The sequence below is a fragment of the Fibrobacter sp. genome (assembly GCA_012523595.1).
In the GTDB taxonomy this organism is placed as follows: Bacteria; Fibrobacterota; Chitinivibrionia; order Chitinivibrionales; family Chitinispirillaceae; genus JAAYIG01.
Map to the genome: position 1 here is coordinate 61,543 of JAAYIG010000137.1, position 22,586 is coordinate 84,128.

The following is a 22,586-nucleotide window of genomic DNA, read 5'->3' on the forward strand; positions in this document are numbered from 1 at the left end:
GCATAATAGTTTCTTGATTTTGGACAGGTATTGGAATTGGTGCCGAAATGTCCGGAAAAGTATCGATACCGATTCCGACCCCGAATTGGGAAACTTGTAAAGTAAAACTGAAACAGAGAGGTTTTGACGGGAGCAATATGAAAAAACAGGGATTGTATGATCCGCAATTCGAGCATGACAGTTGCGGGGTGGGTTTTATCGCGAATATAAACGGAAGCCGTTCTCACCAGATTGTCATAGAGGGCATATCGATACTTAAGAACCTGGTTCATCGCGGGGCAGTCGGCGGTGACTCGATGACCGGTGATGGTGCAGGGATTCTGCTGCAGATTCCCCACGTTTTCTTTGCACGTGAATGCGAGAAGAAGGGAATGGTTCTTCCGCCTGAGGGAAACTATGCTGTTGCGATGATCTTTATGCCTGATGATCCGGCTGTCCGCGGAAAACTTGTGCGTCTTGTCAATGATACAGTACAGGATGAAAACGGGAAAGTACTCGGGTGGAGAGATGTGCCTGTTTGTCCGGATTGCCTGGGAGAGATGGCGCGTAAATCCATGCCTTTTGTGAGCCAGATATTTGTTGTTTTCGATAAAAAAGGCGATGATCTGGAGCGAAAAGTCTACCTGACACGAAAATGTATCGAGAAGAGGGCAATGGAGTCTGGCTTTGGTATAGATGATTTCTATATCCCGTCATTTTCAAGCAGAACCATTGTCTATAAAGGGATGTTTGTGGCGCCGCAACTTGAGGCTTTCTACCCTGATCTCAGTGATCCGGAGTTTCAAAGTGCCATAGCTGTGGTTCATCAGCGCTACTCCACAAATACTTTCCCCTCCTGGCCTCTTGCCCAGCCATTCAGATATATAGCCCACAACGGAGAGATCAATACGCTCCGGGGAAATATAAACAAGATGATAGCCAGGGAATCCTCTCTGAGGTCTGATCTTTACGGAGAAGAGATAGAAAAACTCAAACCGGTGATAAACACCTTGTTGAGTGATTCTGGAATTTTTGACAATGCTTTCGAGCTTCTTGCCAACAGCGGCAGGTCGATAGAGCATGCGATGATGATGATGGTTCCGGAGGCATTCGGTTCCAGGCTTCACATGAGCCAGGACAGGAGGGCTTTTTACGAGTACCATGCCTCGATAATGGAACCCTGGGATGGTCCGGCTGCCATAGCCTTTACAGACGGAGTGAGGGTAGGGGCGACTCTTGACAGAAATGGATTGCGTCCTGCGCGGTATATCATAACCAGAAGCGGCAAGATGCTTCTGGCATCCGAGGTCGGTGTACTGGAGATCGCATCTGAAGAGGTACTGCAGAAAGGCCGCCTTGCACCAGGCAAGATGGTTCTTGTGGATACTTCACGCGGGAGAGTCATTTTCGATAATGAGATCAAGGCATCCATATCCCGAAGGAAACCTTACAGAAGGTGGCTGGAGAAAAATGTGATAGAGCTTAAAGGTCTCTTTCAGGTTCCGGGACCGGTGTCATTCACTGCAGATTCTCTGGATCTTCAGCAGAAGATTTTCGGGTATACACTTGAAGATATAAAAATGACAGTGGGTTCCATGGCGGAAAATGGTCAGGAACCGGTGGGGTCGATGGGTAACGATGCCGCGCTTGCGGTTCTGTCCGAAAGACCTCAACTGCTTTACAATTACTTCAAACAGCTTTTTGCTCAGGTGACAAATCCGCCAATAGATCCTTACCGGGAAAACCTGGTCATGTCTTTAATGAGCTATGTCGGACGGGAGGGGAATCTTCTTGAGGAAACTCCTGAGCACTGTCATCAGCTCAAACTGCTCTATCCGATTCTCACCAATGATGACATGAGCAAACTGCAGAATTCGGCACAGGAGGATCTTCGCTGGGCGAAGTTATCCATTCTTGCACCGCTTGAAAACGATAGTGTGGATTTCAGCAGTGCAATTGAGCGGCTTTGCATAGAAGCAGAGAAAAAAGTGGATGAAGGGTGTTCGATAATCATTCTCAGTGACCGGGGTGCAGGGGAGAATGATGTACCGATGCCTGCACTTCTTGCTGTCTCAGCGGTACATCATCATCTGGTCCGTGCTCACAAGAGGCAATTGACAGGCTTGATAATCGAGACCGGAGAGGCTCGTGAGGTGATGCATTTTGCCACGCTGATCGGTTATGGGGCAAGTGCTGTAAATCCATATCTGGCTCTGGAGACGGTTGCTGGTCTCAAGGCGCAAGGTCTTCTGCCGGAGGGTCTGAGGCTTGAGACTGCCCTTGAGAATTATGTAACCGCGATAAAGAAGGGATTGCTCAAAGTAATGTCAAAGATGGGTGTCTCTACTATCAGAAGTTACAGGGGTGCCCAGATCTTCGAGGCAATCGGACTTAACAGTGATGTGGTTGAAAAGTATTTCCCTGGAACAGCATCGAGGATAGAGGGAGTCGGTCTTGAATCCATAGCCGCGGAATCTTACAGGCGCCACAGGAAGGCATTTGATAAGCCGATCGTTTCATCGGCGGCTCTTGACTGGGGAGGAAATATCCATTTCAGGAGGAATTCCGAGAAGCATCTTTTCAGCCCTGAGGCGGTGACTCTTCTGCAGCAGGCTGTGCGCAGCGGTGATTATGGAGTTTACAAAAAATACACGGAGATTATAAACGATATAAGCAGGAATCTCTGTACACTGCGGGGACTTTTTACCTTTAAGAACCGTACTCCGGTGTCGCTTGATGAGGTTGAGTCTGAGGAATCTATTGTGAAGAGATTTGTCAGTTCAGCGATGTCGTTTGGCTCGATAAGCAAGGAGGCGCATGAGACGATAGCCTGTGCAATGAACCGCCTTGGTGCATCGAGCAACTCCGGTGAAGGAGGGGAGGATGAGGAGCGGTATGTACCTCTGCCAAATGGTGATTCACTGAAAAGTGCCATCAAACAGGTTGCCTCGGCCAGGTTCGGAGTGAATATCAGCTATCTTGTCAATTCAAGAGAGCTGCAGATAAAGATAGCTCAGGGGGCAAAGCCGGGTGAGGGCGGGCAGCTTCCTGGAGACAAGGTAGACAGGATGATAGCCAGGGTGCGCCACAGCACTCCCGGAGTCATGCTGATCTCTCCTCCGCCTCATCATGACATATACAGTATCGAGGATCTGGCGCAACTGATCTTCGATCTGAAGAATGCCAACCGTGAGGCTCGTGTTTCTGTAAAGCTGGTGTCTGAGGCTGGTGTGGGGACGGTTGCCGCAGGAGTAGCCAAAGGGAAGGCTGACATGGTGCTTATAAGCGGTCATGACGGAGGGACGGGAGCCTCTCCCATATCCTCTATCAAGCATGCGGGTATTCCCTGGGAGATAGGACTTGCCGAGACTCAACAGACTCTGGTGCTCAATAAGCTCAGGGACCGGATCAGGGTTCAGGTTGACGGGCAGTTAAAGACCGGACGGGATGTGGTTATAGCGGCACTTCTGGGTGCGGAGGAATTCGGTTTTGGTTCATCGGTGCTTGTCACTCTGGGTTGTGTGATGATGCGCAAGTGTCATTTGAACACCTGTCCGGTGGGAGTGGCGACACAGAACAGTGAACTGAGAAAACGTTTTGCGGGTAAACCTGAGCATGTCGTGAATTTCATGATGTTTACTGCCAGGAATGTGCGGGAAATTATGGCAGAGCTGGGTTTCAGGACAATCGATGAGATGGTGGGAAGAGTGGATGTCCTGGATGTGAACAGTGCGGTTGAAAACTGGAAAGCAGTGGGGCTTGACTTTTCAAGAATTCTTCACAAACCTGAGATGCCGGAAGGCAGTTCTCTGAGGTGTACCAGCCGTCAGGCAATCGATTTTACGGCATCGCTGGACAATGAACTGATTGACAAGGCCCAGTCTGCTCTTGTCAATGGTACACCTGTGAGCCTGTTTGCATCGATCCGCAACAGCAACCGCACTGTTGGTGCATCGCTGAGTGCGGAGGTGGTCAAACGGTTTGGATCAAAAGGACTTCCTGCGGATACCATAAAATGCAAGTTCACCGGTTCTGCAGGGCAGAGTTTCGGGGCATTTCTGGCAACTGGAGTGACTTTTGAGCTGGAAGGGGACACCAATGATTATTCAGGGAAAGGTCTCTCAGGTGGAAAGATTATCATTTATCCTCCAAAAGGATCGACCTTCGTGGCTCATCAGAATATCATCGCCGGTAATGTCAACCTGTTCGGTGCTACTGCCGGTGAGGCGTATATCTGCGGTATGGCTGGTGAGCGTTTCGCGGTGAGAAACAGCGGCGCGACAGCGGTGGTTGAGGGTGTAGGTGATCACGGCTGTGAATACATGACAGGAGGAGTGGTGGTTGTTCTGGGTCAGACCGGGGTCAATTTCGCTGCAGGTATGAGCGGAGGGGTGGCATTTGTGCTCGATGAGAACCAGCTTTTTGATACCCGATGCAACTTGGAAATGGTGGATATTGAGCCGGTCACTGAAGAAGCCGATCAGGAGCGCCTGTTCAGGCTGATTCAAAACCATGCCGAGTTTACAGGAAGCAGACAGGCGGAGAGAATACTGAGTAACTGGACCGATGTGCTCAATCAGTTTGTAAAGATAATTCCGATAGATTACAAGCGGGTACTGGAGAGGCTGCGAAAAGAGGAGCTGAGGGAGACTGAGGTATTGACAATAACTGAGGAGGTTTACAAATAATGGGCAGGGCAACCGGTTTTCTGAAATATAAAAGGGTAGAGATGAAAAAGCGCCCTGTTGAGGAGCGCGTAAAAGACTACCGCGAGATCGCGGAGCTTCAGCCGGAAGAGGAGCTCACACGTCAGGGTGCACGATGTATGGACTGTGGAATTCCCTTCTGTCATGCGATGGGGTGTCCGGTACTCAATCTGATTCCTGAGTTCAACGACCTTGTTTACAGGGGAAAGTGGAAAGAGGCCTGGGAGCGTCTGGAGATGACAAACAATCTTCCGGAAATCACAGGACGTATCTGTCCTGCGCCATGTGAGGCAGCGTGTACTCTTTCGATCAATTCAAGTCCTGTTACCATAAGGCAGATAGAGCTGGCGATAATAGAGCGGGCATTCAGGGAGGGGTGGGTTCGGCCGTTAAAGCCTTTGAAAGAATCAGGGAAAAAGGTGGCTGTTATCGGCTCCGGTCCATCGGGACTGGCTGCGGCACAGCAGCTTCGAAGGTATGGGCATTCTGTAACTCTCTTCGAGAAATCCTCTAAACCCGGTGGCATATTGCGGTTCGGGGTACCCAGTTTCAAGCTCGAAAAGAGAATTGTTGACAGAAGAGTACAGCAGATGTCTGAGGAAGGGGTGGTTTTTGAGACGGATATAGATGTGGGCGAGGATATTTCCGTCAGGTACCTGAGACGCAGTTTTGATGCTATTCTTCTGACGACGGGTGCAGGTCATCCGCGTGATATAATGGTTCCGGGACGTGGGCTTGAGGGGATCCATTTCGCGATGGACTTTCTTAAAGGGGCAAACCTGTTTTCAGCAGGTGAAGTGGGTGAGAGGGAGATTATCAGCGCCAGGAACAAAACAGTGCTTATTCTTGGCGGAGGAGATACCGGAGCTGACTGTACTGGTACATCTGTGCGTCAGGGCGCAAAGAAAGTGTATCAGTACGAGATTATGCCCAAGCCGATGGAGTGGCCGCACTCCCACAATCCCTCATGGCCTAACTGGCCTCAGATCCTGCGCACGTCAACATCGCATGAGGAGGGGTGTGAAAGGGAGTGGGGTGTGTCACTCGTTCAATTGACCGGAAGGGATATCAAAGTTCAGCAGGCACACTTTGTCAGGGTCGAGTGGAAAAAGAATCCGGAGACCGGAGCGATGAAGATGACTGAAGTGCCGGGTTCGGAATTTTCTCTCGATGTTGACATGGTTTTACTGGCGCTTGGGTTTGTGCACACAGAACACAGCAGGCTTACAGAGGAACTGGGTGTCGAATATGACAATAGAGGAAATATCAAGACAGACAGTTCCTATGCCACAACGGTTCCAGGGGTATTTTCAGCAGGTGATGCATCCACAGGAGCGTCACTTGTGGTAAGGGCTGTTTTCCATGGCCGTCAGGCGGCTGATTCGATTCATAAATATCTGTCCTGAGATCAGAAAAGCGACCCCGGAGTAAACCTTCAGTTTACCTCCGGGGAAGCATGCTGCTTTACTAATGCTAACAGTTCTACAGCATCGATAAGATTTATAGATACCTGTGCTCTGGCAAGGGTACAGTTTCCAGCCACAGCATTGAACTTCACAACTTCCTCACTATATCCAGTGGTTGTCCTTTATCCTGGTCTTCTCTCTGAAGAATATGATTCTGAGCAAGCGTGTCTGCTTGGCAATTTCCCTCAGGCATTTTCTCATATCGGCCTGATTATCAGTGCTTTTGTGCTGTCTGCATCAACTGATGAGATCAGGAAAAGATTCGATTAGAGAGATGCCCTGACAGGATTGGCATTTGCTTTGTAATGAGAATATCGGCTACTCAGGTGAAGATGTGAGATAAAAAGAGGGTGATACGATGAATGGTGAATACAGTGGTAGAAATGAAGACGCACGGGAGATCGAGAGGCTTCATGCACAGGTCAGGGCGCTTCAGGAGGAGCTTGCTCTTAGAAAGGGTAGTGAAGGCAAAAAGGTGGAACCGGGCACTTCCGCTGTTGAGCACGAGAGGCCTGAATCGGCGGGCAGAAGAATCAGTTCTCTGATTCTTCTGATAATAGGCATTGTAGCGCTGTTTGTGGCTATTCCTGTTCTCTGGCTTAACCACACATTGTTAACCACAGACGGGTGGGTTGAAGCCGTGGGGCCGGTAACTGAGGACCCGGCGGTTCAGGATGCAGTTGCGAATGCTGTCGTTCAGGAATATTCAAGGCAGGAAAATATCAGGGCCTGGGTTCAGGAGCAGCTTCCTGAAAAATCCGAGGAACTGGCGGGTCCAATTATCACACTTTTACAGATGGCAGCACGGCAGGTCGTAAAATTCATCATAAGCACTGATGCTTTTGAGGGTATCTGGACTGAGGCAAACCGTCTAAGTCACAGTCTGGCCATGGCCGGGTTCACAAGGGCAGATCAGATCGATGGGCAACTGGTTGAGCGTGCGGAATCGATGGAAATCGATCTGCAGGGAATAATCGAGACTCTTCGGCAGGAACTGCAGAGGAGAGGGCTTGGTTTTATATTGCCTGAGGGGATTACGGCTCAATTAGCGATTCTGCAATCTGAACGGTTTGTAAGGTTTCTGAACATATTGAAGACTCTCAATACTGCAGCTCCCTGGCTTGCTTTAATTACCCTGGTGGCAATAGCAGGTTCATTAGTACTGTCATACAACCGGAGGAAGACAGTACTTTTCCTGGGTGTGGGAATCATATCTGCGGGTCTGATTCTATTGATTGCCAGTTTTATAGTCAAAATGAGAATGGTTGGGCAGGTCCCTCCCGATGCTTTATTCACATCAGAGGCAACTTCTCAGGCCTACGATACGATTACAGGAGGACTGTTATCTACTTTGGGTGCCTCACTGCTGCTTGGAATTATACTGTGTTTCGGGGCTTATGCTCTTGGTCCCTCATTATTGATGACCAGAATGCGGAGGAGAGTCCGCTTATGGATTTACCAACTGGGAGGAGATCGGGCACCTGGACGGGTAGGGGGGTGGATAAAAGCGAATCGTAATAAATTGCAGGCAGCAGTATTGATTCTTGCTGGATTTGCACTACTGCTTCCTGTGGGTCGTAGTGTGATCTATGTCGTGTGGCTTACCGTGGGGGTTGTGTTCCTGGAGTTCCTGATCGAGTTTTTTGGAAGGACTGCTCCGCCTCCATTAACGACATAACCTCCCGGATAAACTTCCATGGCTTTGGGGCAAAGGTACCCTGTTTTGGCGGCTTTTTGATCATGTGGCAAAAAGCCGCCTTTTAGAAGAAAAGAAAAAGGAGGAGAAAGGTTCTTCTCCCCGATTATCCTGAATAAAGGCCTTTTTCCCCTTAATGAGCTGTTGCCCTTCTGGCATAAGTCGGTCTTGTACCGAAAACATGCCACAGTGCAAGGACTGCGGAAGCGATACCAACGATCAGCAGGTTTAGAGGCTCAATCAGTGCCGGAATAAATCCGGAGAAAATTAACCATAGCCCAAGGAATCCGTTTACGTAGCCCTGCCAATTGCCTCTTGCAGACCAGAACCCGAAGACAGCCATCACTATCCCGGTAACGATAAAATTGGCTGGAATCACAAGCCCTGTGGAAAAGCTGGAAACAAGGGCCCACACTCCAGCTAATAAAACTATCCATGCCTGCCACATAATTACCTCCTGGAAATTAGTGTAGTTCTAATAAGAATGCGAGATAGCGACTGCATTTATTCAATTTGGCTCTCTTTGCCTTTCATGTGAAAGCAGGAATACAGCATTAAAAGCTTAAGAAAAAGGTAGGGGCCGTGTTCCTGGCCCCTAAAACCCCCGCTGAAGGTAACGAATCATTATTCATGCCGGAAGACCGTCATGGGCAGGACTTTCTACGCGACAGGTGTTCATTACAGGCAGCGTTTTTCTTTCCACGTTAAATCTTGGTAATGCATCTTTGTCTCGAAAACCTTAGTATCTGTCTTAAAACCTTAGTAGCAGCAGAAAAAATCAATGACAATAACCTTATTACATTATTAAGAGGTGTGGAAAGGAAATAAGGTAATAAGGTTTTTTCACGTTTGTTAAAATCTGTTACTACTAAGGTCTGGCGCGATAAATACTAAGGTTTCAGGGGAAAAGCATGCTGAAGCCAGGGGGAAGTACGGCAATACGATGGTACGAGAGTACGACTATACGACAGGAGCATGTTCAGGCCACCCTGTGCTTCTTGAGGCTTTTTTAAATATGATTACGAGCACAAGAACGAAGGTGAAAATCCGGTATATAATATTCGTTTCTTCTTCCACCAGTAAAGGTTGAGAAGCCAGCTAATCTTGCCCAACTTGTAACAGTTTCCCGTTGTGCACTGCACTTCGTCAGCACAGAGGGGGTGGCGAACGATCCGCCTACGCTAAGAAGCTACGGCAGGGCAGACAGGGTGAGACTTTCACCTCCTTATAGTGAAAAAATCAACACTCTGCAAAAGGCGTTTATTTATACTGGTAAATATTACTTTTTGATTACAATTATCCATACTGCTTCGCTAAGCACGAGAAGATTCAACGAAGTTTTGGCTCAGGAAAAAAAAGGAGAGAAAAAACCTGAAACGCTTATTGCATTTATTTATTGCTAATAGTTAAATATTAGACATATCCTGTTCTGAGATAACAGACCAGAAACTACCCATATATGGGTATGGGTGGTGGAGAAAAATGAATTCAATATTAATGCTTCTTCTGGTTTCTATACTTGCTATCCCATCTTCAGCGGATAGTGACAGCAAAAATAAGCCTGTAGAAGGAAAAGCTGCCAAAAAAATCAAGTTCCATACCGGCCCTGTGACCTGCGGGATAAGTTCCTGGATGAGTCATTATCCCAATCGTGATGCTCTCAACGCCTACAATAAACTTGCCTTTGACAGCTATTTTTCTTACGGGAAATTAAAGGGGTTTGTCGGTATTCCGCTTCAGTGTACTGTGGAAAAGAGGGATTCTCTGAATGTCAATGGAAAGAAAATCCCCTGTGATACGGTTTTCAGTGCTTTTGCATTAGGAGATTTCACTACCTATGTCGGTTACAAAATCGGAAATATTGAACCGAGAATAGGGGTAACATTTCCTCTCTTTTATAAAACCAATACCGGGGTCTGGCTGGGATCAAAGAATGTTGTTTTAAAGACAGGGTTTGGCTTTTCCGGTGATCTTTATAAAAAGTTAAGGCTCAGGTATGGAGGAGAGATTTACTACAATTTATATGTAGCTGGTTATCCTGAAATAGATGGTTCTCTGGGGAAGAGAGGGAGCTGGTATATAGATCCCGATATCAAAGTCACATCAAAGGTTACTAAAAAATTGACAGTCGGTTTAGAGACACTCTGTGGGTTTAAGAAACTGTATCCGTCATGGCTGAAGTACGGCTCTTTCCAGGGCTATGAGCTCTCATCATCGATAGTTCCCCATGCCATATTTTCATACGAATTTTCCTGGAAATACTATATCAGCGGTAAAGCAGGGTTTGGTGCCGGATTCAAACGCAAGGTTGATTCGTCTCAGGGGGAACATCCGTGGAGACATACCGGGTATGCGTCAAATTTCGGGATCAGTGTGGGGTTTTATCCCTGAGATTTAAATCAGCCCCTTAATCTTCTGGTATTCCTCTTTATACAGCAGCGATGTATCGTCTTTAGGAGCTCCGGGGGTTCTGGAAATCTCCTTTTCGATAGCATTGATACGCTCACTTGTACGCGGGTGGGTGGAGAGAGGCTCGAAAATTTTTGGTTCTTCACTATACTTGTCAAGTAAAAATTTAAGAAAATGTTTCATCCCTGCAGGGTTGATTCCAGCATCTGTGGTATACCGAACCGAGTACTTGTCCGCATCGTACTCATCGTTTTTGCTTAATTTCAGAAATGCCAGGCTTTCAACAAGGTTTGCGATAGCTCCGGCAATTGAGGAGGAGTCGCTGCCAAAGAGGATAGTGTTTACAAGGTTTAAAGCTTCCCCCTGTACCATCTTGTTAACGCCGTGATAGAGGGTAATGTGCGCGATCTCGTGTGCAAGCACTCCGGCAAGTTCAGATGTGCTCTGGATATTTCTCAAAAGCCCGGTATAGACAAAAACATGTCCGCCAGGGATCGCAAACGCATTTATTTCATCATCTTTGTCGAGTATTGTGAAGGTGAAAGGAAGGTTCGGGCGCTCATCCTGAACAGAAGCCAGATACTGTCCAACTGAATCAACGAATCTTATGACAGCCTGGTTTCTATTGTATTGGGGATACTCCCGGGTATCGGAGAGAATCTGTGCTTTGAAACTGTTTCCCAGTTTTATCTCATCTTCCTCTGATATTAAAAGCGGTCTCAAAGCATTGGTAATCCCCTGACAGGATAGAATGAGAGAAAAAAGGACCACTGTACAGGAGAAGTAGCGATATCGGGTGAATTGTCTGTTCATAGGCTTCTATAAAAAAATATAATCTTGGAAGTATGAAAATGGGTACTTCGTTTAACATTTGTCCGTAGAAAAAGAGCATGAAAAAGAGGCTCACCGGAGGCGTACAGTGAAGAAATAGAAAGAGGGAATAGAGGGGGGGGGATTACCACAGAACACACAGAGAGTGCAGAGCAAAAAGAATGAAAATCCCGAAATTTACACTTCCGACAGTTTTCACTGTTGGCAAAATTTAGTTTATTTTCAAGAACATTTCAGTCTGAACTGAAAAACAAAAAAATCTTCACCAAAATGCAGATAGGATGTTATTCCCGATGAGATCGGCTCGCCATCTTTCAATAATCTCTTTGTGTTCATTTCTGGTTTTTCTGTCTTGCTCCAAACCACCACAAATGGTGGTGCTTCCAAAGGATTTCAAAGTGGGGGCAGGAAGACTGACACTCGGTGTCATGTTTGATCCGTCACAGCCATTTATCGGCAAACCAAACCTGATCAATTCATCGTTTGGCCCCGGCAACCCCATGGATAATTTCCAGCACTTTTTCAAAGTATCCTTCAGGGATGCTGTTCTTAGAAATTCTCTTTTTTCCCGGGTGGTATTTACCGATGATTCATTAGGGATGAAAAGCAAAGGGTTTTCGTATAGAAAGAATTATCTGGAAATGAAAGTCCCATTGGAGAAACTGGACCGGTTTGTATCCGATGGGATAGACTACCTGATGATAGTGCAGAAGCTTACATTAGATATTGTCGGAAGTGCCAACTCAGATTTATCCACTTTTAACAGAAGAAGACATGGTAAAATGATGATCGATCATCTTGGGGAAGAGAATAACCGGGAAACATTTGTAAATTACAGGTTGAAGCTCTCCGCAAAGGTATTGATTGTAAATTGCTCAAACGACTCCGTAATTACCTTCGGTAATGTAATTACCGACAACAGTGCCGCTGACCTCTCCAGAAGCGACTGGACTGAAAGTGTAAATGAGTTTGTGGAGGAGATATTTGAGGGGGTTCCGTTTGGCAGGGAGTATGAGAAGAAGGATGGTGAGAGGTGATTTGGGGGGAGCTCCCTAGAATAATATGCCATTATCAATGCAGATGTCACGACACTGAAATTTTTAAGCATGTTGTTGATCTATTGAAGAATTGTGAGATAATTGAATCCATTTTGTAGCGAGGATGGTTCATAAGGTAATTAAAAATACTGAATAGCAGTGGTGTTATTCAGGTAATCAAATACCTGAAACGCTCCGGTACACTGATATGTTTCGATGATAGGGAAACTGCCTGAAGCATAAGATGGCGAGGAACACTCTGATTCTCCTGTCATTTTCACGCCGTCCATAGTAATGATACGTTGTCAATTGAAAGTATTGGCTATTTCAGAATTGTTTACTTGAAAGGGGCTGAATATGCTAAAAAAAGGATTTTTGTAATTTTTACATTGTCACTTTTCTCTGTAGCGTTCACAAAACCGTGTGGTTATCATAAATAAGCTGTGATATTTGAAAACTTCTCAGTTTACGATATCCGCCATGTTTTGGAATGAGGCCATCCATATTTCAGGGCCTTTCGATTTATGGTGAAACTATTTCAGGGATTTTCAGATTTAGAAGAGGGAAAACTATTTGTGTAGAATAGAAGAAAAATTACAGTATACCTGAGGACAACCTGGGCTCTCATCATAACACCCATCTTAAATTCCCCTCTCCCCATATCATATTTTAATTGAACCACTGTATACTCACATAACAACAAACTTTTCTCAATTTTCAGAGGGGGAAAAATGAAAAGTCTGTTCATCAAAAAGGCCGTCCATTCACTTTCCATATTTGCAGTGAATGGGATTGTATGTTTACTTCTCTTACTGGCACCATCTTCTGTGAGAGCCGCCTATTCCATTCCGGTACAGGTCGAAGCCGAAGATCTGTTGTTAAGTAACGGGGCTACTGTTACCACCAATGTCTATGGAACCGAATATCCCGGGTATTCCGGGGAAGGATTTGTATGGGTATCCAATTCCGGTACATTGGCATTTGAGGTTACAATAACGGAAAAAGGGATGTATGAGCTGTCAACAAGATGCTGGATGTACCTGGGGGAGGAGGGTGACACAAGACTTCAGGCTGTAACCGTAAATGGCAAAAAAATCGGGGATTTCTATATCCCAAACAAAAACGAATGGATTGATTTCAGTTTCGGATTTACTTTCCTTGAGGCAGGTACGGCAAAAATCGAGATTGGTACCTCAGGAAGCTGGGGATTTATCCTTTATGACAAAGTAACATTTGACCATGCAGATATGCCTGATCTTAACATTTCACCCGCGACCTGTGATCCAAATGCGACACCCGAGACAAAGGCACTCAAGCAATACCTTACCAGTGTGTATGGAAAGTTTGTCATCTCCGGACAGCAGGAGATTTACGGTGGGGGAAATGACGGCAATATGGAGCTGGAGTTTGAATATATCTATGAAAAGACCGGTAAATATCCTGCGATCAGAGGCTTTGACCTGATGAACTATAATCCTTTGTATGGATGGGAGGATAGTACGACGGCCAGGATGATAAAGTGGGTAAGGGAGCGCAATGGTATCGCGACTGCATCATGGCATATTACCGTACCGCAAAATTTTACAAATTATACTCTCGGGGAGTTCGTTGATTGGCAACAGTGCACATATAAACCTACTGCCAGTTTTAAAACTGCAAATTGCCTCAATGAAACTACCAAAGAACATGCATACCTGATGATGGCCATTGATTCTCTTGCAAAGCAGCTTCTCATTCTCCAGGAGGCAAAAGTTCCTGTCCTGTTCCGTCCTTTCCATGAGGCAGAGGGGAATAACAACACAGACGGCTCAGGGGCGTGGTTCTGGTGGGGATCGGGAGGCGCGGAAGTCTACAAGCAACTCTGGAGATTGCTTTATACTACTCTGACGGAAAAATACGGGCTTCACAATCTGATCTGGGAGGTTAATCTATACACCTATGCAAATTCTTTCGAATGGTATCCCGGAGATGACTGTGTAGACATAGTCGGCTATGACAAGTATGAGGGATCTCCCTACACATGGGAAACAAGTGCTGTAACAACGGTATTTCTATCTCTGGTCAATTACACAAATGATACAAAGATGGTTGCCCTGACCGAAAACGATGTCATACCGGATATCCAGAACATTGTCAATGAGGGAGCCTGGTGGCTGTATTTCTGCCCCTGGTATGGTGAATTTCTCATGAGTTCAAGATACAATGACCCGGTATTGCTTAATACTATTTATAACAGTGAGTATGTAATAACTCTGGATGAGCTCCCGGCAGATTTATATACAAAGTCAGTAAATACGGTTGTCAATAAAAGATATACAGTTTATAAAAGATCTGAGCAACCCCGCACACTTCTGATACTAAACAACAGCTCATCAAAACAGCTTTCAGGTAAGAGAGATTTTTTCTCGTTGTCGGGAAGAAGAGCGGATATGAAGTCGCGGAAGATTTTAAATAAGGGCATTTATATAAAAAAGAAATAGAAAAAATATCGGGCTGAGACGATGACAAGAGAATATTAATAGATATTAACATAATTTCTATATATTGTTGAACTATGGTAAATAATAATAAGAAAATGGGTAGGGGCCGTGTTCCTGGCCCCTAAAACCCCCGCTGAAGGTAATGAATCATTATTCATGCCGGAAGACCGTCATGGGTAAGACTTCCTACGTGACAGATGTTTATTACATGCAGCATTTTTCTTTCCGCATTTCTCATACATTAATCATTTCAATCAACTAATCACAAAATTACAGTTCAGATTCATATCCTGTATACAATATTCGTTTCTTCTTCCACCAGTAAAGATTAAGAAGCCCTTTTGCCTTACCCGATTTGTAGCCGTTTCCCGCAGTGCACAACAATGTGTCAACACAGAGGGGGTGGTGGAAGGCCACCGTCTTTCGGTGGGCTGGAACCAGGGGGAAGACCTCCCACACATTATTTTTTTAAAGGACAAATTATTTTTCCGCATTAGCTTTAAATTCAACAATTTGTCCTATATCAGCAAAAGCAGGAACCCAGACTTTCTGAATGAAACCAGGCGATTATGTAACATTTCCCCATTCCGAATCGTTTATTTTTCAGATATGGAAAAATTCCTCCAAAAGCTGAGCTTTATTAAGCAAAACCCGGTAGTTTCCGTCACGATCATATTTGTGGTGATTTGCATAACCATGACCCTGGCGATCTCATTCTTTGCCATCAAAAACACTGTTATCAATTTTAAATACCGCGATATATGTCCCGACTATTTTGCATCACTTGAAGCCTATGTGGTGGGGCCGGATGGAAAGGGGCTGGATTCGGTTTCCGTTACAATGCGCGACAATTCCAACATTAATCTGATCTACCGGACCTTTACAGACAGTACCGGAAGATTCATGCTCTTTAATGATTTCAATACCTTTGCACTGTACGAGACTCCGTTTACTTATTATCTGTTTGTGGCGCTCAATGGCAATCAGGATACTGTCCGCTACAAGTTCAGGCGGTACAGAGTCTGCCATTTTGAAAAATTAGAAGGCCCAGACACTATTATTTTCGATCCTTTTAAAAACAGTAATGTCAACCTTGCACTCCATGAACCGTCAAATGTCAGCCTGTCCTCTGTAACTGATGATACTCCCTATGAGAGAATCGCCCTTTTGTCCACTAAACCCGGTTTTATCTCACGGTCTGTCGAGGGATGGGAAAAGGTCCTTTACGGCAGCATTTTGATTGGAGACAAGAGGATAGGTGTAGCAGCAGTCAAAAACCATCAAAACAATCCGGAATACAGCAGGTTTTCAGTGTACTATATCATTGACAGAAACGGTAATTCGGATCTTTCTGATGACCAGGTAAGCTTCTGGCAGGTAAATGATGACGGATCGGAAGCTGATTGCTCGGTCCGGGACTGCTTCAGTGAAGACAGCATTGTAATAAACGGATCTGCAGTGCGTTTACAGATTAAATTAAGGGGGTTTGGTACCGACAACCCTGTACTTGATTACCGCAATAACAGCATTATCCAGGGATATTATTCGCTGACTGGAAAGAAAATAAAGGCGCTTCTCTGGGACAGGGGGATGACCGGTTTCAGGGAGAGATCGGGGATCAGAATCGGGCTGGATCTCGATGGAAACGGGAATGTGGATTTCCGTGAGGGATCATCTGAGATGTTTGAAAACGCCACGCAAGCCATAGTAATTGACACTCTGACATTCCGTATCGATTCCATATTGAATAACGGAATCACTGTAAGAGGCAGGAGACTTTATGGAGGGTCGGTTAAACGCACAAGCGTCTCTGTTGGTGATATGGTACCCAGGGTTGAGGGATATTTTTTACAGAAATTCAATCTCTGGAAAGAGTGTTCAGCCAACGATATTGTAGCACTTTACTTCTTTGAGGGCGATTCAAAGCTCAACATGAAAGACAGGAATCTGCTTTCATTTATAGAGTCTGCCGGCCTTTACTACAAAAGAATAAGCCTGGTCGGAATAAACCGCAGGACAAGTGGTGAGCCTTATACGGAATTACCGGTGATAGAGGAGAATCTGGGCTGGGATGGGCCGATGGTGAGAGCGCTTCACAATCACAGAGACAGGGAACTGATCTGTGTTGACAGCACAGGAGTTATTGTCTGCCGCGGAGTCCCGGGGAATGATCTCTTTAAGCAGTTCCTGGAGAAAACTGGGGCTGGGGCAGAGAAGGCTTCTTCTACCAGCAGGGTACGATAGTACGACAATACGACAGTACGACAATACGAGGGCACGACATTACGATGTTACGACAAAACGACTGCACTTCAACACATGTAAACCCTGAAAAATCGGGGCAAATAGAAAACAATGAGATTTTATTTTCCTGCAAGCCCGGTTCAGGGCTTAGTCTGGTAGAGGCGGCATTAATGCCGCCTTTCATTGCATGTCTCTAATTCTTACCTCTATATCCTTGTCATTTTTAAGCAGTTCAGTAAGCCTGGAAATCTCCGTATCACCGAAATGGTAGGGGTAAAAGATCTTCGGTTTTACAGCCCTGGCAGCATCCGCCGCCATCTCAGGAGTCATCGTGTACGGAAGATTTACAGGAAGGAAAGCGATGTCGATTCGCTTAAACTGCTTCATTTCAGGGATATTTTCCGTGTCTCCTGCAATATAGATTTTTTTGCCTTTTATGGTGACGATATACCCGTTTCCTTCACCTTTGGGGTGAAAAGGCTGGCCATTATCTCTTTTATGCACAATGTTGTATGCAGGCACAGCTTTTATCTCGATTCCCTTTATTTTTTTACTGTCACCGTTTTTCATGACAACTGCATCTTTCAAGCTTCCGGCAACAGTTTGCGTACCTACAATCACTGTTCCCTGCTTGAGAATCTGATTCAACGCGGCAGTATCAAGGTGATCCTGGTGATGATGGGTGATAAGCACCAGATCAGCATCCGGTAAAGTCGAGTAATCGGCTACTTTGCTGTAGGGATCCACATGAACAACCGTACTATCAAAAGTAAACATCAGGCTGCCATGCCCCAAAAAGGTGATCATCAGATTGCCCGATGAGGTAGAAATGGTGTCTGTCTGATATTGCTTCTGTGCGTGTGAGAAAGTTGACAATGCGAAAATAACCAGCAGAGGTGCAAAGACATGTCTCATAGAGTCCTCCTTAGTGTTCACTTAACTATCTGTTTCTGATTCTATAAAGATATATTCCAGTTGCCCTGTTTTTAACTGATATCCGGTTCAAATCTGAAGAACCTTCCTGTTCAACAATATGTTCTGGACGGGACCGCTTTCCAGAGAGACTGAAACACTCTACAAGTGTGCCTGAAGGCAGATTGTTGAAAACTACTCTTTTATCAAAAACCGGACTTTTAATTATGTCATCTATAACGATTGGAGCATTTCTGAAAATCTCATGCATAACCTTACCCTCTGCTCCCGGTATGCTGAAATTAGCAATGTAACCGATAGTAGGCGCAATGTCAATCAACTCTCTTGGGATTGCAGAACTGTGATTAATCTTTATACCTGGGCCAATAGCAATAAACATTATATGGGTACAACCTTCACAATCATCACCATGAGAATAGAAATCATGAGTATGGCGTCCGTGGTCGTTTGTAATGAAAAGTGTAGTGGTATTACGCAGAACCGGATCATTCTGGATTGCACGCCAGATCTCTCCGATGAAATCATCTGTTTTTTTAATTTTTTCTATGTAGCCATTCCAGTCTCCTGAATGCCCCATTTCATCGGGTCCAGCATAATTGATCAGCATCAGCGAAGGGCGCTCTCTGAGAATGTATTCGATTGCAAGGGCATGGGTGATGCTGTCGTCCCTTATCCCATCATTGCCGCAGTCAACAGTAGGAAGATATTTACCGGACCAGAATGGATCTGATGTATTGGCGAGTATATCAAGTTTTTTCTTAGAACAAAGCACAATACAAGATGAGGAATCTGTTCTTTTTTCCTTACGATAATACTGGAAAATGGATGGCGAGGTTGGCAGCATCGACCCGTCATTGGAGAGATCCTGATGTGTACCGGTTGTGATTCCGGAGTGACCGGGAATTGTTTCAGAGATCAATGTGTGTGCAGAGCAGGGTAAAAAGGTACGGAAATTTGTCAGAGTCGTTCCTTGTCTGGCCAGTGCTGCAATGTTGGGGACATTTGATTTGTCTCCCATTGTTTCAGAATACCTCGCGCCGTCCATTACCACTATGACAACATGGTCCGATGCAAGAGAAAGACAGTGTAGCAGGAATAAATATACAAATGAGACTGCAGGAGGACGGACAGGTGGTATAGTCATATTTTTGATTTTTTCGTGACCTCATGTCCAGTATTTTGCGACATAATAAGTATAGTTTCCGGATCAGTTTTCAGAAAAGGAATAGAGAGTTGTTTATCAATATTGGGTTCTGGTATCGAAATGTCCGGGTACCTGGATAAAAAGATGTTATCGATATTGATTCCAGAGCCACTGCTGACCTGAAAAGAAAGTGCCGAGTCATTAGAATACTGGTATATTTTAGCAGCTTGACTCATGCATGATAAAATCAGGTCTTTTTTATAATCTTCTCGATTGTCTCATTATCAAGACCGGTAATATCCTGGATAGATTGCAGACTCATCCCTTTCTGGGTCATCCGTTTGACAATTTGGTTTACAAATTCTTCTTTGTGCTCAATTTCTGCATCTCTTTGCTTAAGTGCAGTATCTTTTTGCTCGATTACTTTTTTTAATTCTCTCTCTTTTTCTTTCCGCCCTTCCTCACGATAACTATCCGCTATTGTCTTCATAATTGCCTCACCATCTTTGTGCTCTTTCACTACTATTTCCCTGAACCGGCCTTTTAACTCATCATCAATCACCGACTGCAAATATGTTAATACTACATACAGGTAACCATCACTTTGAACCTTTTCTGATATCCGTAATTTGCGGTAAAACACTTAAAATCTCAGGGCTTCTACTGTACTTAAGAGCCAGCAGAAGCATCTTGAGTTTACCAGCTCCTGCCTCAGTGGGAGATCCATCTTCCATTTGCCCCGGATCAAAAAGCCACAAATCCAGCATTAAAAAGCGAAAATCCGGAATAACCTCTTTTATTCCCTAGAATTGCGATATCAGCTATCAGACTATTGTCGAATTTGCAAGGTCCGTTACAATGACATACCACAATTGGAATTACTAACGGCAAATGTTTGCCAATCCCGTTTTGAATCTCATGTTGGTCGAATATATCAAGGATATAGCGCAAAAGCTGGAAGTGGATTCTTCTGTCCGGTGAACTCTTATGCTCAAAGAGCAGATAAACCCATTGATCATTCAGGGTTTTTGTACGATAAACGACATCTGAGCGGTGCTCCTTAAGTCTTTCATCGAGCCATACCTCTTTTACAATCTCCAATGTATCCCAATTGATCAGGTTTTGGGCTTTTGATGGCAATGTTAAAAAAGAAAGCTGTCGTGCAATGTCGATATCCTGCATCGATTCTCGGAAAAGACGGTCGTGGGCATGCTGTATTTTTTACAAATCCTGATTGTTTTTCAGGGAAGCCATATTGCAGTATTCCTCTTTGTATAAGTTACTCAGGGTTGTTTGTTGTTGTTCTGAAAATAGTAATGTTTTTTGGAAAAAACTGACTTGTTGGTAAGAAAGAAATATGCACACGGAGAGGCGGATAATTCTGTACTCTGGATGCCTGTTTTCACAGGCATGATGATCTTCGGTGGCAGTTGTGCTTTACAAGAAACACCCTTACCTTTACATAATCCCTGCGAAAGCAGTTCCGGAAACTCTGACCACTGAATTACCTTTTTATCACTTTCCTTAAAATGGTATTCCTGTTCCCTATACTCTCAAGAGTTACAATGTAAAGGCCCTGAGATGAACTCCTGCCCTGTCTTCTTCTCAGTTCTCCCAACACATCTCTAAAGCTTCCGGCACTGCTTAACACCCGTGATTCCAAAAGACGCCCTGAAAGCGTGTAAAGTGAAAACCTGCATGCGCCATCTGAATACAGAGCGGGATTAATACCAGTTAAATCGGATTTACCGGCAGATGTTGACACGTATTGATAGCCTGTAAACTCGATCTCGCTCACATTGAGATAGCCTCCGGTACCGTTATATCTTACAAATCGCACAGGCGCGGAGTGGATTATCGGTACTGTCGTAAATTTGTTTTCCTCCGGTATCCGTGGAATAGTGTACACTTTCTCCCAGTTTACTCCATCTGATGAGACCTCAACTGTCCGTCCTCTCATCCTGTCCGCGTATCCGGTGCGGGGATAATATCTGAAACCTGTTATGATCATGGAATTCCCGGCACCGAAATCATAACCCACCCAGACTGTCTCTCCCACACAATCGGAGTATGTTGATGTGTTCCCGTCAACAGCAGCATCATACTCCACCCCAACTGTGTTGTTCCAGGGATCACCATCGCCGATAACTGTTCCTGTCAGCTTCACGCTCTTAGGTGCAACTGTCAGTTTGCGTGTTACCTGGGCAATTGTATTTGCCGCTTCTGAATCATCTTTTATTCCTTTTATTGTGAGAATTATCTCTTCGCCCGCTGAAAGCCCGGATACCTTGAGCACAACTGTTCTGGAATCAATCTGGAGTGCTGCGGATGAGATTGAATGGCCTTCGATTGTGAAGTTGGAAACCGATTCGGAACTTGACTTGTCGAGTTCCTCGGAAAAAAGAATCGAAACAGTACCGTCCTCAGATGCTGCGGCATCAACTACAGCGGGAGGAATTGTGTCAAATTCCTGGTAAACCCGGACATAATCGATTAAATACTGGATAGGAAAGGTGGTTCCGGAAGGGTCCCCGCCGTTACTCCCGATTGCCTGGTTAAGCATGATATATGCTTTCTGGTGAAAAGGGTTTTTCCCGTCACTTTCATTTATTGTGATTTTGAGATCTGTGGCATTCTGAAGAAAATCGTCAACCCAGAGCTGAACCTCATCTTTTGTCCACAGCATCCTCCAGATATGGAAATCTTCGGCAAAATCACTTCCTGCATCTCTGGTCTTAGAGCTCCAGATCCCTTTCCATCTCTCCTTCGATCCCCAGCAAAGGTTAGCATGGAGTTTACCAGCGTAGTATTCCATAATATCGATTTCACCGTTACTGGGCCATTCACCCGAAACTCCAAGAGTCCAGAATGCCGGCCATGATCCCTGACGTACATCTATTCTTGCCCGCATCTCAAAAATCCCGTACTGAAATTCCTGCTTTCCACGGGAATACAAACTGGCGGATGTGTATTCATTTCCGTTCCAGTTATCTCTCCTGGCCTCGATAATCAGATTCCCGTTTTCCATCCTGACATTTTCCTGTCTTTGACGGGTGTAGTACTGAAGTTCGTTATTGCGTACATAGCCCTCCTCGTAGCTCCAGTTCCTGGAGTCGGGAAGTCCGCTGCCGTTGAATTCATCGGACCATACAAGGCGGTAGTTTTCATAAGATGGCTGTGCAGCGACAGGGTAATAGAGCCCGGAAACGATAAACAACAGGGCTGTTGAGATTAGAATTTTTGTTTGGTTTTCTGTTTCCACGGGTGCTCCTTGGTATTCAGATTCTCTGTCCTGATTTTTTGTTTTTCTGTGAGATAACCAGATACAAATAATAACAAAAAAAGTCAATTGCTGGTTATAATAATAGAATTCATAAAACATTTCCAGTCCATGTCTTTAAGACCGGTAATTGTTAATATAAGAAGTAGATCGTGATTTGTCACAAATAGTTTTGTTCAGGATGGCTGGAAAATGGGATGAAATGCAGCACTTCTACGTTCCACGTCTTTCCCGGCAAAGCAGGAGTCCAGATATTAAAAGCATCAGTAAATGGTAGGGGCCGTTTTACGGGCCCCTAAAACCCCTGCTGAAGGTAACGAATCATTATTCATGCCGGAAGACCGTCATGGGCAGGACTTTCTACGTGAGAGATGTTCATTA

Annotated in this window: 14 protein-coding genes; 7 read left to right on the forward strand and 7 right to left on the reverse strand. The window is 45.1% G+C overall.

Features of this window, described 5'->3' with window-relative positions; translation table 11 throughout:
- Positions 1-137: 137 nt before the first annotated feature.
- The 3 genes from gltB to GX089_09415 all read left to right on the forward strand — a co-directional run bounded on the left by gltB (position 138) and on the right by GX089_09415 (position 7,829).
- Positions 138-4,667, forward strand: a complete 4,530-nt coding sequence (gltB, locus tag GX089_09405; GenBank protein ID NLP02697.1) for a glutamate synthase large subunit — start codon at positions 138-140, stop codon at positions 4,665-4,667.
- Positions 4,667-6,091 (forward strand): glutamate synthase subunit beta, encoded by a 1,425-nt coding sequence (locus GX089_09410; protein ID NLP02698.1) that lies wholly within the window; start codon positions 4,667-4,669, stop codon positions 6,089-6,091. Before gltB ends, GX089_09410 begins: the two co-directional genes overlap by 1 nt.
- A 418-nt stretch (positions 6,092-6,509) precedes the next feature.
- On the forward strand, positions 6,510-7,829 hold the full coding sequence (locus tag GX089_09415) for a hypothetical protein (protein ID NLP02699.1): 1,320 nt from the start codon (positions 6,510-6,512) through the stop codon (positions 7,827-7,829).
- Positions 7,830-7,980: 151 nt separating this feature from the next.
- On the opposite strand, the gene GX089_09420 is transcribed toward GX089_09415, so the two are convergent.
- Positions 7,981-8,295 (reverse strand): hypothetical protein, encoded by a 315-nt coding sequence (locus GX089_09420; protein NLP02700.1) that lies wholly within the window; start codon positions 8,293-8,295, stop codon positions 7,981-7,983.
- Between the two features lie 1,034 nt (positions 8,296-9,329).
- Between GX089_09420 and GX089_09425 the strand changes: the two genes are divergently transcribed.
- Positions 9,330-10,238, forward strand: a complete 909-nt coding sequence (locus tag GX089_09425; protein ID NLP02701.1) for a hypothetical protein — start codon at positions 9,330-9,332, stop codon at positions 10,236-10,238.
- Positions 10,239-10,241: 3 nt separating this feature from the next.
- Here GX089_09425 and GX089_09430 read toward each other — a convergent pair whose 3' ends face one another.
- Positions 10,242-10,979: a M48 family metalloprotease gene (locus GX089_09430; GenBank protein ID NLP02702.1), complete on the reverse strand. Its 738-nt coding sequence runs from the start codon at positions 10,977-10,979 to the stop codon at positions 10,242-10,244.
- Between the two features lie 401 nt (positions 10,980-11,380).
- Between GX089_09430 and GX089_09435 the strand changes: the two genes are divergently transcribed.
- The 3 genes from GX089_09435 (at position 11,381) to GX089_09445 (ending at position 16,848) form a co-directional block, all read left to right on the forward strand.
- Positions 11,381-12,124, forward strand: a complete 744-nt coding sequence (locus GX089_09435; protein ID NLP02703.1) for a hypothetical protein — start codon at positions 11,381-11,383, stop codon at positions 12,122-12,124.
- Positions 12,125-12,855: 731 nt separating this feature from the next.
- The gene (locus GX089_09440; GenBank protein NLP02704.1) at positions 12,856-14,604 is read left to right on the forward strand and encodes a glycoside hydrolase; all 1,749 of its coding nucleotides are present in this window, start codon (positions 12,856-12,858) and stop codon (positions 14,602-14,604) included.
- A 678-nt stretch (positions 14,605-15,282) separates the two neighbouring features.
- Positions 15,283-16,848 (forward strand): hypothetical protein, encoded by a 1,566-nt coding sequence (locus GX089_09445; GenBank protein NLP02705.1) that lies wholly within the window; start codon positions 15,283-15,285, stop codon positions 16,846-16,848.
- Between the two features lie 180 nt (positions 16,849-17,028).
- Here GX089_09445 and GX089_09450 read toward each other — a convergent pair whose 3' ends face one another.
- From GX089_09450 to GX089_09470, 5 genes are all read right to left on the reverse strand, one after another.
- Positions 17,029-17,763 carry an MBL fold metallo-hydrolase gene (locus GX089_09450; GenBank protein NLP02706.1) on the reverse strand — a complete coding sequence of 245 codons (735 nt, stop codon included), beginning with the start codon at positions 17,761-17,763 and terminating at the stop codon, positions 17,029-17,031.
- Positions 17,764-17,788: 25 nt separating this feature from the next.
- Entirely contained in the window at positions 17,789-18,925 is a 1,137-nt protein-coding gene (locus tag GX089_09455; protein NLP02707.1) for an alkaline phosphatase, read from the reverse strand.
- Between the two features lie 247 nt (positions 18,926-19,172).
- A complete protein-coding gene (locus GX089_09460) occupies positions 19,173-19,568 on the reverse strand; it encodes a hypothetical protein (protein NLP02708.1) in 396 nt (131 codons plus the stop codon).
- A 101-nt stretch (positions 19,569-19,669) separates the two neighbouring features.
- Positions 19,670-20,107, reverse strand: coding sequence for an Rpn family recombination-promoting nuclease/putative transposase (locus tag GX089_09465; protein NLP02709.1), 438 nt, complete (start codon positions 20,105-20,107; stop codon positions 19,670-19,672).
- A gap of 322 nt (positions 20,108-20,429) precedes the next feature.
- The gene (locus GX089_09470; GenBank protein ID NLP02710.1) at positions 20,430-22,307 is read right to left on the reverse strand and encodes a family 16 glycosylhydrolase; all 1,878 of its coding nucleotides are present in this window, start codon (positions 22,305-22,307) and stop codon (positions 20,430-20,432) included.
- Between the last annotated feature and the right edge of the window lie 279 nt (positions 22,308-22,586).

What these genes read in the sequence shown, in the direction of transcription:
- GX089_09425 (NLP02701.1), top strand. Translation starts at nt 9,330, where the DNA reads ATGAATTCAATATTAATGCTTCTTCTGGTTTCTATACTTGCTATCCCA.
- GX089_09470 (NLP02710.1), bottom strand. Translation starts at nt 22,307, where the DNA reads ATGTTTTATGAATTCTATTATTATAACCAGCAATTGACTTTTTTTGTT.
- GX089_09465 (NLP02709.1), bottom strand. Translation starts at nt 20,107, where the DNA reads ATGCAGGATATCGACATTGCACGACAGCTTTCTTTTTTAACATTGCCA.
- GX089_09435 (NLP02703.1), top strand. Translation starts at nt 11,381, where the DNA reads ATGAGATCGGCTCGCCATCTTTCAATAATCTCTTTGTGTTCATTTCTG.
- gltB (NLP02697.1), top strand. Translation starts at nt 138, where the DNA reads ATGAAAAAACAGGGATTGTATGATCCGCAATTCGAGCATGACAGTTGC.
- GX089_09440 (NLP02704.1), top strand. Translation starts at nt 12,856, where the DNA reads ATGAAAAGTCTGTTCATCAAAAAGGCCGTCCATTCACTTTCCATATTT.
- GX089_09410 (NLP02698.1), top strand. Translation starts at nt 4,667, where the DNA reads ATGGGCAGGGCAACCGGTTTTCTGAAATATAAAAGGGTAGAGATGAAA.
- GX089_09450 (NLP02706.1), bottom strand. Translation starts at nt 17,763, where the DNA reads ATGAGACATGTCTTTGCACCTCTGCTGGTTATTTTCGCATTGTCAACT.
- GX089_09455 (NLP02707.1), bottom strand. Translation starts at nt 18,925, where the DNA reads ATGACTATACCACCTGTCCGTCCTCCTGCAGTCTCATTTGTATATTTA.
- GX089_09420 (NLP02700.1), bottom strand. Translation starts at nt 8,295, where the DNA reads ATGTGGCAGGCATGGATAGTTTTATTAGCTGGAGTGTGGGCCCTTGTT.
- GX089_09415 (NLP02699.1), top strand. Translation starts at nt 6,510, where the DNA reads ATGAATGGTGAATACAGTGGTAGAAATGAAGACGCACGGGAGATCGAG.